The organism is Thioalkalivibrio sp. ALR17-21, from assembly GCF_000420185.1.
GTDB classification, from domain to species: Bacteria; Pseudomonadota; Gammaproteobacteria; order Ectothiorhodospirales; family Ectothiorhodospiraceae; genus Thioalkalivibrio; species Thioalkalivibrio halophilus.
Genome location: NZ_ATUL01000022.1, coordinates 1 through 13967, shown reverse-complemented (window position 1 = coordinate 13967; position 13967 = coordinate 1). Strand labels below are relative to the sequence as shown.

At 68.4% G+C, this 13967-nt stretch carries 9 protein-coding genes; 8 read left to right on the top strand and 1 reads right to left on the bottom strand.

Annotated features, from left to right (window positions below):
* Nucleotides 1–8: 8 nt before the first annotated feature.
* The 5 genes from dksA (at nucleotide 9) to G020_RS0111140 (ending at nucleotide 7786) form a co-directional block, all read left to right on the top strand.
* Nucleotides 9–437 carry an RNA polymerase-binding protein DksA gene (dksA, locus tag G020_RS0111160; protein ID WP_024329619.1) on the top strand — a complete coding sequence of 143 codons (429 nt, stop codon included), beginning with the start codon at nucleotides 9–11 and terminating at the stop codon, nucleotides 435–437.
* Between the two features lie 28 nt (nucleotides 438–465).
* Nucleotides 466–1725 (top strand): zinc metallochaperone GTPase ZigA, encoded by a 1260-nt coding sequence (gene zigA / locus G020_RS0111155; protein WP_024329618.1) that lies wholly within the window; start codon nucleotides 466–468, stop codon nucleotides 1723–1725.
* On the top strand, nucleotides 1722–2360 hold the full coding sequence (locus G020_RS0111150; RefSeq protein ID WP_018947611.1) for a DUF1826 domain-containing protein: 639 nt from the start codon (nucleotides 1722–1724) through the stop codon (nucleotides 2358–2360). The genes zigA and G020_RS0111150 overlap by 4 nt, the downstream gene beginning before the upstream one ends.
* Nucleotides 2361–2466: 106 nt before the next feature.
* Entirely contained in the window at nucleotides 2467–4758 is a 2292-nt protein-coding gene (locus G020_RS0111145) for an EAL domain-containing protein (protein WP_024329617.1), read from the top strand.
* Between the two features lie 76 nt (nucleotides 4759–4834).
* Entirely contained in the window at nucleotides 4835–7786 is a 2952-nt protein-coding gene (locus G020_RS0111140) for a PAS domain S-box protein (protein ID WP_024329616.1), read from the top strand.
* A gap of 9 nt (nucleotides 7787–7795) precedes the next feature.
* Here the strand turns inward: G020_RS0111140 and G020_RS0111135 are convergent, their stop codons facing one another.
* Nucleotides 7796–8719: a histone deacetylase family protein gene (locus tag G020_RS0111135; protein WP_024329615.1), complete on the bottom strand. Its 924-nt coding sequence runs from the start codon at nucleotides 8717–8719 to the stop codon at nucleotides 7796–7798.
* A 60-nt stretch (nucleotides 8720–8779) separates the two neighbouring features.
* Here G020_RS0111135 and G020_RS0111130 point away from each other — a divergent pair, with 60 nt between their 5' ends.
* The 3 genes from G020_RS0111130 (at nucleotide 8780) to G020_RS14680 (ending at nucleotide 13898) form a co-directional block, all read left to right on the top strand.
* Nucleotides 8780–11461, top strand: a complete 2682-nt coding sequence (locus tag G020_RS0111130; RefSeq protein WP_018947615.1) for a bifunctional acetate--CoA ligase family protein/GNAT family N-acetyltransferase — start codon at nucleotides 8780–8782, stop codon at nucleotides 11459–11461.
* 20 nt (nucleotides 11462–11481) lie between these two features.
* A complete protein-coding gene (locus G020_RS0111125; protein ID WP_024329614.1) occupies nucleotides 11482–12447 on the top strand; it encodes a YafY family protein in 966 nt (321 codons plus the stop codon).
* A gap of 260 nt (nucleotides 12448–12707) precedes the next feature.
* Nucleotides 12708–13898, top strand: a complete 1191-nt coding sequence (locus G020_RS14680; protein WP_024329613.1) for a CRISPR-associated endonuclease Cas3'' — start codon at nucleotides 12708–12710, stop codon at nucleotides 13896–13898.
* The last annotated feature ends 69 nt before the right edge of the window (nucleotides 13899–13967 follow it).

The window sequence follows — 13967 nt, the reverse complement described above, 5'->3', positions numbered from 1 at the left end:
GTAACGCCATGAGCGAGACGATCCATAACATCCCCCGCACCGAAGAGGAGCTCCTCGCGATGCCCGAGGAGGCTTACATGAACCCGCAGCAGCTCGAGTTCTTCCGCGCACGCCTGCAGGCCATGCGCGAACAGGTCCTCGACGATATCGAGCAGGTGCGCACCGATCTGCGCCAGAGCAGTCAGGCCGCGGACGAACTGGACCGGGCCAGCGAAGAGGAAAACCGCCAGCTCGAACTGCGGATTCGGGGACGCGAGAACCGGCTGCTGAAGAAGATCGACGAGGCCCTCTATCGCATCGAGACCGGCGATTACGGTTTCTGCGAGCAGACCGGGGACCCCATCGGCCTGCCCCGACTCCTGGCCCGCCCCACCGCCACGCTGAGCGTGGAGGCCAAGGAGCGCATGGAAGCGACCGAGCACCTGTTCCATGAGTGACATCCAACACAATCCCCGGGAGCCTGCCATGACCGAACGTCTGCCCGTTACCGTCCTCTCCGGATTCCTCGGCGCCGGCAAGACCACCGTCCTCAACCACCTGCTGCACAATCAGGAGGGGCTCAAGATCGCCGTGATCGTCAACGACATGAGCGAGATCAACATCGACGGCGCGCTGGTGCGAGGCGACCACGTCGACCACGGTGATCAGGGCGGCGTGTCGCGCACCGACGCCCGCACCGTGGAGATGAGCAACGGATGCATCTGCTGCACCCTGCGCGACGACCTCCTCGTGGAGGTACGCCGCCTGGCCGAATCCGGCCAGTACGATTACCTGCTGATCGAGTCCACGGGCATCTCCGAACCAATGCCGGTGGCCAGCACCTTCGCCTTCCGCGACGAGAACGATGCCTCGCTGGATGACGTGGCGCGTCTGGACACCATGGTCACGGTGGTGGACACCGCCTCCCTGCTGCAGGACTACGCCTCCCCCGACGACCTGAGCGACCGCGGCGAGTCCCTGGGCGAGGACGACGAACGCACCGTCGTCGACCTGCTGGTCGACCAGATCGAGTTCGCCGACGTCATCCTGCTGAACAAGATCGACCGCGCCACCGACGAACAGCGCCGCCAGGCGCATCGCGTAGTGCGGGCCCTGAACCGGAATGCACACGTAATCGAGATCGACCATGGACGAGTGCAGCCGCGTGAACTGCTCGGCACCGGACGCTTCGATTTCGACCGCGCGGCCCAGGCCCCCGGCTGGGCGCAGGAACTGATGGGCAACCACGCTCCCGAAACCGAGGAGTACGGGATCCACAGCTTCGTCTATCGGGCGACCCGGCCGTTCCACCCCGGGCGTTTCTTCGACCTGCTCCATCAGGAATGGCCCGGCGTGATCCGCAGCAAGGGCTGGTTCTGGCTGGCGTCGCGACCGGACTGGGTGGGCACGCTGTCGCAGGCCGGCGGCGCGCTGACCCATCACGCCGCCGGCTTCTGGTGGGCGTCGGTGCCTCCGGAACGCCGGCCGGTGGACGCCGACTGGTGGCAGGACCACGTCGCGCCGCACTGGGACGAACGCTACGGCGACCGCCGCCAGGAGATCGTGGTGATCGGCATCGACATGGATCCCGACTCCATTCGCCAGCGCCTGGACGCCTGCCTGCTGGACGACCGGGAACTGGCTGCCGGCGCCGAAGCCTGGGCCGACTATCGCGACCCGTTCCCCGAGTGGCGGCTGCAGAACGGCGCGGAAGAGACCGAAGAAGAAACCGAGGTGATCTCGTGAGCACCCGTCCCCGCACCCGCGCGACCGCAGCGTCCCGGCATCGTTTCATTGACCGGGCCGCCGAGCTGCATGGCATTCGGCGCGAGGACGTCAACGCCCTGATCTGGCGTCGTCCGGAAACGGATGAGCTGCGGCTTCAGGCACAGACCCTGGCGGAGCAGAGCCCCGGACTGAAACTCGACCTCCTGGGCCGGCCGGACCAGATCCGCACCGGCCTGCTGGAGGCAGCGGGAACGCGGCCGTTCGACATCCATCACCTGGCCCTCGACATCGAAAACCTGGCCCGCAACTTCGCGGTGGTCACCCGGCGCGTGATCCTGCGCGCCCAGCTGGAAGTGCTGGAGGCCCGGCCCTGCCCGCTGTTCCACGTGGACCAGCTGGAGCTGCGCATGCTGTGCAGCTACACCGGCCCCGGCACCGAATACGTGGACGACCGCCACGTCGACCGCAGCCGCCTGGGCTGCGGCGACAACGACGGCGTCCTCGCCGGCCATGCCCCCCTGCGGATCGCCCGCGGGCACGCGATCCTGATGAAGGGCGAACGCTTTCCCGGCGGCGCCGGACAGGCCGCGGTGCACCGTTCCCCGCAGCCGGCCGCGGGCGACCCGCGGCTCGTCCTGCGCCTGGACGCCTGAAGGAAACGCCGGGCCCCGGAAGACTGCTGCAAACGGCCGCTGGGAAAACCCGCTATCCGGTGCGTACACTCTACCCGGAGGAATCAGCGGGAATTGGAACAGCACCATGAACACGGACGAATTCGAGATCTTCCCCTGGGGCGGTGAATTCCTGACCCATATCCCCGAGGTGGACCACCAGCACCATTACCTGGTGGACCTCATCAACCGCCTGGCGCGCACGGTGCTGGAGGGCACCGACGAGGCCACGGCCGACGGGATCGTCGCAGAACTGCGGGACTACGCGCGTTACCACTTCGAGACCGAGGAAGGTATCTGGGCACGGGCCTTCCGCGACGACGAATGGTTCGCCAGCCATTGCCGCGCCCACGCCGGATTCATCGAGGAACTGGACCGCATCGCTACCCTGCAGGGGCCCGAGGAATACCGCCTGCAGCCACTGCTCGAGTTCCTGGTCCGCTGGCTGACACTGCACATCCTGCGCAGCGACAAACAGATGGCCGCCGCCATCAATGCGCTGGAGGCGGGTCTCGGGGTGGCCGAGGCCCGCGAACGCGCGGCGCGCCACTTCCGCGAACAGTCACCGGCCGGCCTGGAGTCCCTGCTCAACACGTATGTCAGCATCGAACAACAGGTCTCCCGGTTCGCCAAACAACTCGCCGTGCGCGGCCAGGAGGAGGCCGAGAACCGCTTTCGCACCCTGTTCGACTGCTTCATCCACCCCCTGCTGATCCTGGATGCCGAAGACGGCAGCGTGCTCGAGGCCAACCCCTCTGCCTGCACATTGACCGGCCATACGGAAAGCGAGCTGAAGGAACGCAGCATCGCCGATCTCCACCCGGACGACGAACGCGAGCGGGTCGCCGCACTCCTGACGGCACCGCCCGAGGCCCCCGCCGGGAACGACAGCCCGCCGCTGTACAGCCGGGTCCGCAGTGCCACGGGCCGGGATATCCCGGTCCGCATCACCCGCGGCGGCGAGATCCGCGACCATGGCCGCAGCCTGCGGATCGCCTTCTACGAGGACATGACCCGTGAGCTGGAACACCGCCGGGAACTGGAATGGCTTTCGGTCAACGACCCGCTGACCGGCCTCCCCAACCGCGCCGGGATCATGCAGGCGCTGGAGGAAGCCACTACGGAGCACGACGAAACCGCGCTGGCCCTGGTCTCCATCGACGTGGACAACTTTCGAGCCCTCAACGAGCGCCTGGGGATGGCTGCGGGCGACCGGGTGCTCGCCGAGCTGAGCCGCCGCTGGCGCGACCGCCTGAACGGCGACGTCCTGCTGGGGCGCCGCGGCGGGGACGAATTCATCCTCGTGCTGCGCAGCACCGAGACCATCGAACGCCTCGAGGACGTAATGCGGAGGGTGATCGAGGCCGGGCATCACCTGCCGGTCACCGACAAGGGCGCCGGCGGGGCCAGCGAAAACGTCTCCGTCAGTGCCGGGATCTCGATCCGCCCTGCGCGCAGCGGCCTCGACCCGGAGACCGTATTGCGCCAGGCGGACCATGCACTGTACGAAGCAAAGTTGCGTGGTATCCGCGCCTGGGAATATTTCGACCACGGACAGTATCAGCGGGTCGCCAGCCGACACCGCACCATCAATGCATTCCGCCGGGCGATGCAGAATGGCGAACTGAGCGTGGAATACCAGCCCAAGGTGAACATGCGTACCGGTGCGGTGCTCGGCGCGGAGGCGCTGGTGCGCTGGCGACACCCGGACCGCGGCCTGCTGGCGCCGGCGGAGTTCCTGCCGACCATCGAGAACGACCCGGTCTCCATCGATCTCGGCGAATTCATGCTGGAGGAGGCCATGCGCCAGATGGAGGCCTGGCGCCGGAACGGGCACCATCTTCCGGTCAGCGTCAACATCGGTGCCCTGCAGCTCGAGAACGCCGACCTGGCGCAACGTCTGGAAAACATCCTGGATCGCCATCCGGAGATCCCGCGGGCCGATCTCGAGATCGAGGTGCTGGAAAGCACCGCCTTCGACAACGCCGCGGCGGCGGAGGCGAACATGCGTGCGGTCCGCGAACTGGGCGTGTCCATGAGCATCGACGACTTCGGCACCGGCTACTCGTCGCTGACCTACATCAAGCGCGTGCCCGCCAACGCGCTGAAGATGGACCGCAGCTACGTCCGCGACATGCTGGAGGACGCCGATGACCGGGCGATCATTGAGGCGGTGGTGGGCCTGGCCCGGGCATTCGACCGCCTGGTCCTGGCCGAGGGCGTGGAAACGGTCGAACAGGGGCGCATCCTGATCGGCATGGGCTGCGAAAACGGCCAGGGCTATGCCATCGCCCGCCCGCTGCCGCCGGACGCGCTGGAGGGCTGGCTGGAACACTGGACGCCCCCGCCGGAGTGGTCCGCCGTACCCGCCCCGGCCTGAGCCCGGGCACCGTCGCTGTATTCGCCGGCAGGCAGGGGTTATCCTGCCCGACGTGAACCATGCACGGAAGGAGCCGATGCCGCCCCGAGCGTCCGAGATCCCCCGCCCCGAGGACTCCCCTCGCCTCAGCGTTCTGCTGATCGAGGACAACATGGGTGATGCGGCCCTGGTACGGGATCTGCTGGCCATCCCGACCGGGGCCACGCGGTTCGACACCACACACTGCGGCCGGCTGCAGGAGGCCCGGGAGCATCTGGCACGCGACGCCACCGCGTTCGACGCGATCCTGCTGGATCTGAACCTGCCCGATTCGGACCCGGACGAAACCCTGGAACGGGTGCTGTCGACGACCCGCGAGATCCCCGTGGTGGTCCTCACCGGCGACGACCATGCGGCCACCGGGGCGCACGCCATCGAGGCGGGGGCCGAGGACTTCCTCAGCAAGAACCGGCTGGGTGATGAGCTGCTCCAGCGCAGCCTGGTCTACGCCGCGACCCGCCACCGCGCGCGCCGCGAACTGGCGCAGCAGGAGGCGCTTTACCGCAGCCTGGTGGAGGACCATCCGCACCTGGTCACCCGCTACCTCCCGGACACCACGCTGCTGCATGCCAACCGCAGCATGCTTGAGCACCTGGGCCGCACATCGGAAGAACTGCTGGGCCAGCGCTGGCTGGACTGGACCCCGGAGGCGGACGCCGGGCGGGTCCGCGCGCACCTGGAAAGCTTTACGCCGGAGCGTCCCGTGGGACATTTCGAGAACACCCTGCCGCGGGCCGACGGGGAGCTGCGCACCATCATGTGGAGCAACCGCGCGTTCTTCGACGCGGACGGCCGGATCACCGCGTTTCAGGGGGTGGGGATCGACGTCACCGAGCAGCGCGAGGCCGAGCGCGGCCGCGAACGTCTGATCCAGATCCTCGAGGCCACCCCGGATTTCGTGTCCATGGCGGACGCCGAGGGCAACATCCTGTACGTCAACCGCGGGGGCAAGGAGCTGATCGGCCTGCCAGGCGCGGAAGGCGGTGCAGACCCGGAGCAGGATCGCACTTTCTTCTCCGGGGAACGCGCCGGGGAATGGCTGGCGCCGGAGTGGGCGCGCGAACGCCTGGCAGCCGAAGGGCTCCCGACGGCCCGCCGCACCGGTTTCTGGGAAGGCGAGTCCGCACTGATGGATGCGGAAGGACGAGAAATTCCCGTCTCACAGCGCATCATTGCTCATTTCGATTCGCGCGGCGAACCCGAGTACTTCTCCACCATCATCCGCGACATCCGCCCGGAAAAGACGCGCGAGGCCATGGAACAGCGCCGCCAGCAGGCGCTGCAGGACCTGCACCGGATCACCGGCACGCCGGATACCGAAGACGCCGGCAAGCTGCGCACGCTGCTGGAACTCGGCCTGCGCGAATTCGGCATGGACCATGGCCGCCTGGTGCGGGTGGATGACGGCAGCCGGCGCATCCTGGAGGCCGCCGGCGAGTGGCCGGAGGGCCCCGGGGAGCCCGGCGACCGGGATGCCAGCTTCTGCGACAACGCCCTGACGGAAACCGGTCCGGTGGGGTTCCATGCTCCGGAAGCCCGGGAGACCCCGTGCAGCATCTCGGAGAGCCCCGAGGCCCGCGCCTGCTTCGGCATGCCGGTGTACGTAAACGACGAGCTGCGAGCCGTGCTGAGCTTCGTGGCCCGCCGGCCAAGGGAACCCTTCGTCCCCTTCGAACGTGACCTGATCAACCTGATGGCCCAGTGGATCGGGCATGAACTCACCCGGCGCGAACAGCGGCTGGCCCTGGAACGCGAGCGCAACCTGTTCATGGCCGGCCCGACGCTGATCTTCGCCTGGGACAATGCCCCGGGCTGGCCCATCCAGTATGTCTCGCCCAACGTACGCGAGATCCTGGGCTACGACCCGCAGGAACTGGCCGGCGAACGCACGCCGCATAACGATCTGGTGCATCCCGACGACCGCGAACGCGTGGACCGGGAAGTGCAGGCGCATACCGACGACCGCAGCGCCAACTTCCAGCACAGCCCCTACCGCATGCGCCACCGTGACGGCGGGTGGCGCTGGATGCTCGACTTCACCGCCATCGAGCGCGATGAATTCGGGGCCGTTGATCACTATCACGGCTACCTGGTCGACATCACCGAACGCCGCGAGCTGGAGGAAGAACTGGAACTGCTGGCGGCGACCTTCCGTGCCAGCCATGCGATCTTCATCACCGACGCCGACGGGCGGATCCTGCGGGCCAACCCGGCATTCGAGGAGATCACCGGTTACAGCGCGGCGGAGTCGATCGGCGCCAACCCGCGGGAACTGCTGAAGTCGGGCGCGCACGGACGGACTTTCTACCTCGACCTGTTCAACCGACTGGACGAGCAAGGACACTGGGAAGGCGAGATCTGGGACCGGCGCAAGGATGGCGTGCTGATTCCCCTGTACATGTCCATCACCGCGCTGCGATCCGGGGACGACGGGCCGGTGGAACACTACGTGGCGGTGTTCCACGACATCTCGCGACAGAAGCACCTCGAGGCAGAGCTGGAGCGCCAGGCCCTGCACGACCGCCTGACGGGCGTGCCCAACCGGCGTCACCTGGAAAGCCTTCTGGAACAGGAAGCCAGTCGGTCCGACCGCCACGGAGAATCGTTCTCGGTCCTGCTGCTGGACCTGGACCGGTTCAAGGCCGTCAACGACACCTTCGGCCACGACGTGGGGGACGAGGTGCTGCAGACCCTGGTGCGGGTCCTTCAGGAACGCCTGCGCAAGTCCGATGTGGTGGGCCGCTGGGGCGGCGAGGAATTCATGATCCTGCTGCCGGCAACCGATCTGCAGCACGCCCGCAAGGTGGCCGAGACCCTGCGCTCGCGGGTCGGGAAGGCAGTCTTCCCGGGCCCCGGCCATATCACCGTCAGCATCGGGGTATCGGAGTACCAGCCGGGGGAACCGCTGAAGGACACCTTCAAGCGCGCCGATGATGCCCTGTACGAGGCCAAGCGTCGCGGCCGCAACCGCGTGGCCGCGCACGAATAGCGCCGGGGGTTACAGCCCTCCGAGCTCGCGCATGTGGGCCACCGCGCTGCGCCCCAGCGCGTGCAGAGCGTAGCCGCCTTCCAGCATCGAGACCACCCGCCCCTGCGCGTGGCGCTCGGCCAGCTCCACGATGCGCGCGGTAATCCAGGCGTAGTCGTCCTCGCTCAGGGCCAGGCGCGAGAGTTCATCCTCGCGGTGGGCATCGAAACCGGCCGACACCAGTACCAGCTCCGGGGCGAACGCATCCCACCGCTCGAACCAGGCCGCGGCCACCGCCTCGCGCCACTGCCCACCGGACGACCCGCCCGGCACGGGCACGTTGAGGCAATTGTCGCCCAGCGGCGTTACGCCCGACCCGGGGTAGGCCGGATGCTCGAAGGACGACGCGAACAGGATGGACGGATCCCCGGCCACCAGCGACTCGGTGCCATCGCCGTGATGCACGTCGAAGTCCACGATGGCGATGCGCCGGATACCGTGGCGGGCCTGCGCATGGCGGGCGGCGATCACCACATTGTTGAACAGGCAGAAGCCCGCGGCGCGGTCGGCGCGGGCATGGTGCCCCGGCGGACGCACCGCGCAGAACGCACGGCGGTTCTCCGCACCCATCACCCAGTCGACGGCCGTCATGCCCGCGCCCGCCGCCAGCAGGGCCGCCTCGTGACTGCCGCCGGACAGCGCGGTGTCGCCGTCGAGCATGATCCGCTCGCCCGCCGGCACATGCCGCAGCACGCGGTCGATGTGCGCCTCGGCATGCACCCGCCGCAGATCCGTGCGCCCCGCCGGCAGCGCCTCGCGATGCAGGATCCACGGGTCCAGCCCGCCGGCCACCAGCTGGTCGCGGATCGCGGTCAGCCGCTCGGGGCATTCCGGATGTCCGGGCCCGTTGTCGTGTTCCAGCCCGGCATCGGGAGATAAAAAGGCAAGATTCATGTTATGAAGGCCCCTCCGGGCAGCACGAATTCATCGGATCCACCACCGCAGGAAGCATGCATGGGCACCCATATCCTCGACAAGATCTTCAATCCCCGCGGCGTCGCCGTATTCGGCGCCACCGAGCGCGAGGGGGCCGTGGGCCAGACCGTCCTGGCCAACCTGCTGACCGCCGGATACGAAGGCACGCTGGTCCCGGTCAATCCCAAGCATGACACGGTGCAGGGGCTGCCCTGCGTCCCCGAACTGCGCCCCGGCGAGCACCGCGTGGACCTGGCGCTGATCGCCACGCCCGCGCGGGCCGTGCCCGCCATCCTGCGCAACTGTGGCGAGGCGGGGCTGCACGGCGCCGTCATCCTGTCGGCCGGCTTCGGCGAGGCCGGACGCGAGGGCCAGCGCCTGCAGCAGGAGTGCGTGGAGATCGCGCAGCGCTACCGCATGCGCCTGATCGGCCCCAACTGCCTGGGTATCATGCGCCCGCGGATCGGGCTCAACGCCACCTTCAGTCACAACCAGGCACTGCCCGGCAAGCTGGGGCTGGTCTCCAGCTCCGGCGCCCTGGTCACCGCGGTGCTGGACTGGGCCCAGTCCACCGGCATCGGCTTCTCCGGCGTCGCCTCCACCGGCGACGCCGCCGACGTCGACTTCGGCGAGCTGCTGGACTACCTCGCGGTGGATCCCGAGACCCAGGGCATCCTGCTGTACGTCGAGGGCATCCGCCACACCCGGCGTTTCCTCTCCGGGCTGCGCGCGGCCGCTCGCATGAAACCCGTGGTGGTGCTGAAGTCAGCGCGCCACGCGGCCACCGCCCAGGCGGCGGCCACCCACACCGGGGCCATGATGGGCTCCGACGCAGTCTTCGACGCCGCCCTGGAACGCGCCGGCGTGGTCCGGGTGGAGCGCGTATCGCAATGGTTTTCCGCCGCCCACATCCTCGCGCAGGGGATGCGTCTGCGCGGCGAGAACCTGGCGATCCTCACCAACGGCGGCGGGCCCGGCGTGATGGCCGTGGACCGCGCGGCCGACCTCGGCCTGGATCTGGCCAGTCTGGCGGACAAGAGCATGGACGCGCTGAACGGCCTGCTCCCCGGCCACTGGTCGCATGGCAACCCGATCGACATCCTCGGTGACGCCACCGCCGAACGCTACGGCGAGTCACTGCGCATCACGCTGGCCGACCCCGGCGTAGATATGGCGGTGGTACTGCTGACCCCACAGGCCATGACCGATCCCGACGCCTGTGCCGAGGCCGTGATTGAACAGGCCCGCAACAGCCACAAGCCGGTGCTCGCCTGCTGGATGGGCGACCCGCTGGTGGCCAGCGCACGCCGGCGCTTCGACGCGGCAGGCATCCCACAGTACCGCACGCCCGAAGCGGCGATCGAGACCTTCGCCTGGCTGATCCGGCACCGCCACAACCAGCGCATGCTGCTGCAGACCCCGGGCCCGCTGTGCGACGAGACCCCGTCCGACATCGAGGGCGCCCACCTGATCCTGCAGAACGCCCGCAACGATGGCCGCAAGGTCCTCAGCATCCGCGAGTCCAAGGCCGTGCTGGCCGCCTTCCACATCCCCACCAACCCCAGCATCCTCGCGCGCGACCCGGCGGATGCGATGCTGGCCGCCGAAACCCTGGGCTTCCCCGTGGCACTCAAGATCAGCGCCACCGGGATCAGCCACAAGAGCGACTTCGGCGGCGTGCGGCTCAACCTGCGCAGTGTGCAGACGGTGCGTCAGCAGACCCAGGAGATGCTGGACCAGATCCGCGAGCACTTCCCCGACGCCGACGTCGAAGGCGTCACCGTGGAACGCATGTCCGAGGTCGGGCATGCGCGCGAACTCCTCGTCGGGATCTCGCGCGACCCGGTGTTCGGCCCGGTGATCGCCTTCGGCCTGGGCGGCACCGCGGTGGAAGTCATCGGCGACCAGGCCATCGCCCTGCCGCCGCTGAACCAGTCACTGACCGAACGCCTCATCGACCAGACGCGCGCCGCGCGCACCCTGGGCGAGTTCCGCGGCGCCCCGCCGGTACCGCGCGAGGCGCTGGAACAGGTGCTGTTGCGGGTTTCGGAGATGGCCTGCGAACTGCCGGAACTGGCCTCGCTGGACATCAACCCGCTGCAGGCCGGCGAGCACGGTGTCATGGCCGTGGACGCCCGCATCGAACTGGCGGACCCCGGGCACGACACCCGCCACTACGCCCACATGGCCATCCATCCGTATCCCGGGCACGTGGCGCACACCGTCACCACCCGCGACGGCCACGAGCTGGAACTGCGGCCGATCCGCCCCGAAGACGCCGCCATCGAACAGGCCTTCGTGCGCAGCCTGTCGGAAAAGACCCGCTACCTGCGGTTCATGCGCTCGCTGGAGGAACTCACACCCGAAATGCTGGTGCGCTTCACCCAGATCGACTACGACCGCGAGATGGCCTTCATCGCCGTGGATCACGCCGACGGCCAGGAAGTCCAGGTGGGCGTGGCCCGCTATACCACCGAGCCCGACGGCGAGAGCGCCGAATTCGCCGTGGTCGTCAGCGACGCCTGGCAGGGCCGCGGCGTGGGCTCCCTGCTGATGGAGGCCATCGTCGACTCCGCCCGGCGCAACGGCCTGCGCGAACTGTTCGGCGAGGTCCTGCGCCACAACGACGGCATGCTCGCCCTCGCCCGCCGCCACGGCTTCCAGCGCGAGATCCTCACCTCCGACGACGAGATCATCCGCGTCAGCCGCCGGCTGCACTGATCCGCCGCCCGATCCGCCCCATGAACCGCGCCGAACGCATCTTCCACCTGCATCGCCGGCTCAAGGAAAGCCGCCAGCCGCCCTCGCTGGCGCAGCTGGTGGAACAGCTCGGGGTGTCGCGCGCCACCCTCAAGCGCGACATCGAATACATGCGTGACTTCATGCAGGCGCCCATCGAATACGACGCACAGGCCAACGGCTACCGCTACGCCCCCGACGCCCCGGCCTTCGAGCTGCCGGGGCTGTGGTTCAACGAATCCGAACTGCTCGCCCTGCTGACCATGGAACAGCTGCTGGAAGACATGCAGCCGGGCCTGCTCGCCCCCGTCATCGGACCGATGAAGACCCGCATCCGCCGCCTGCTGGAGAGCGGCGGCCAGGACTCCACCGAACTTCGCCGGCGCATCCAGATCCAGCCCCAGGCCCACCGCACCAGCGCTGCCGACACCTTCCGCGTCGCCGCCGAAGCCACCCTCGCCGGCCACCCGCTGGACATCGACTACCACGGCCGCGCCCGCGACAGCGCCACCCGGCGCCGCATCCACCCGCAGCGCCTGCTCTACTACCGCGACAACTGGTACCTGATCGCCTGGTGCGAAAACGCCCAAGCCCTGCGCACCTTCGCGCTGGAACGCATCCGCGCCGCCACCCCCGTGCAGGACGCCCCCCTGCGCGAAGAAGCCGATGCCGACCTCGACCGCCACATCGGCGCCGCCTTCGGTATTTTCACCGGCCCCGCCAGCGAATGGGCCGTACTGCGCTTCACCCCCGAACACGCCCGCTGGGTCGCCGACGAAACCTGGCACCCCGACCAGATCGGCCAGTACCGCGGCGACACCTGGGAACTGCAGATCCCCTACTCCGACCCCACCGAACTGATCCAGGAAATCCTGCGCCACGGCCCCGGCGTGGAAGTCATCGCCCCCGAATCCCTGCGCCAGCGCGTGGCCGACACCCTGCGCGAAGCCGCCGCCCGCTACACCTGAACCTTCCGCTACGCGCATCCCCACAGGCCCGTTGCGGGCCATGTTCACGCGTGAAAATAACGACGGCCACTATTATCACTTCGGCCAGTTTTCGTTAATAGCGCACTGAATCGTCGCCTCAACGTGCGAAGGTGGCTCACTGTGTGAGCCACCCCCCGTGCTTCAATGGTGGCGTAGCACCGATAACCCGACCCCCAGCCATGGAATATGCCGCGCAGAGATGGCAGGGTGGCCAGACAACGGATGATGGAGCGAGGCCCATGGAACAGAGGCCAGATACAGCGGAACCGGCGGGAGAGATTCCACTGTACTTTCGCTACTGGGGCAAAGCCGACGGAGAGCGCTCGACCAACGCCCCCTGTCACCTGCTCCCGTTCCATGCCCTTGATGTGGCAGCCGTTGGTCAGGTGCTGCTGGAGGGTGCCCCCACCCGAACGAGGCAACTGGCGGACAGCCTGCACATGGATGCGGAGACGCTGGTTTCCTTCTTCGTCTACTCCCTCGCCCTTCACGACCTGGGAAAGTTCGCCCGCTCCTTTCAGGGACTCGCCCGCCCTCAGACCCCGTTCCTCGTCCAGCCCGCCGCGCTGCCTTACAGCGAAAGGCACGACAGTCTCGGGGCACGGGTTTGGAACGAACACCTGCTGCCCCTCAGGCGGGAACAGCGCCTGCAAGCCGGAGCATCGAGGCTGGACCTGATGGACGAGGACGATGCTTTGTGCCTGTGGATGGGCTGCTTCTTCGGGCACCACGGCAAGCCGGTCCAGGGTCACGGCGCACCGCTGAGCGCGGCCTTCCTGGAGGAGGATCTGCGCGCCCTCGAAGCCTTCGACCGTGCGGCGGAAGGCCTGCTGCAGCCCGCGTGGCCCCGCGAACTGCTCGGCGACGAGGCGTGGCGCAAGGAGGCCCTGGCGCCCGCAAGCTGGCAGGTCGCCGGCCTGGCCGTGCTCGCCGACTGGCTGGGTTCGAATGCCGGTATCTTTGCCTATCAGGCCGAACCGGTCCCGCTGGAGCAGTACTGGAATGAAACGGCCCTGCCACGAGCCCACCGGGCCCTGGCGGAAACGGGCCTCCTTCATCGCCCACACCCGGTTTCCTACCCCGGCTTTACGTCGGCTTTCGGATTCCAGCCCACTCCCCTCCAGGCCTGGGCCGAGACGGTACCGCTGGCCGAAGGCCCCCAGTTGTTTCTGCTGGAGGACATCACCGGCGCCGGCAAGACCGAAGCCGCCCTGACCCTGGCCCACCGGCTGCTCGCAGAACGTCAGCACGAAGGCCTGTACTTCGGCCTGCCCACCATGGCGACTTCCAACGCCATGTACCGCCGCCTGGGCGGCTACTATCGGCGCCTCTATCCGTCCGACACCGAACCCTCGCTGATCCTGGCCCACGGCGCACGGGACCTGAACGAAACCTTCCGGCAATCGTGTTCCCCGCACCCGCGGGGATGAACCGCCGGTACGATACCCGGCACCGGAAAGAATGTCGTGTTCCCCGCACCCGCGGGGATGAACCGCGCA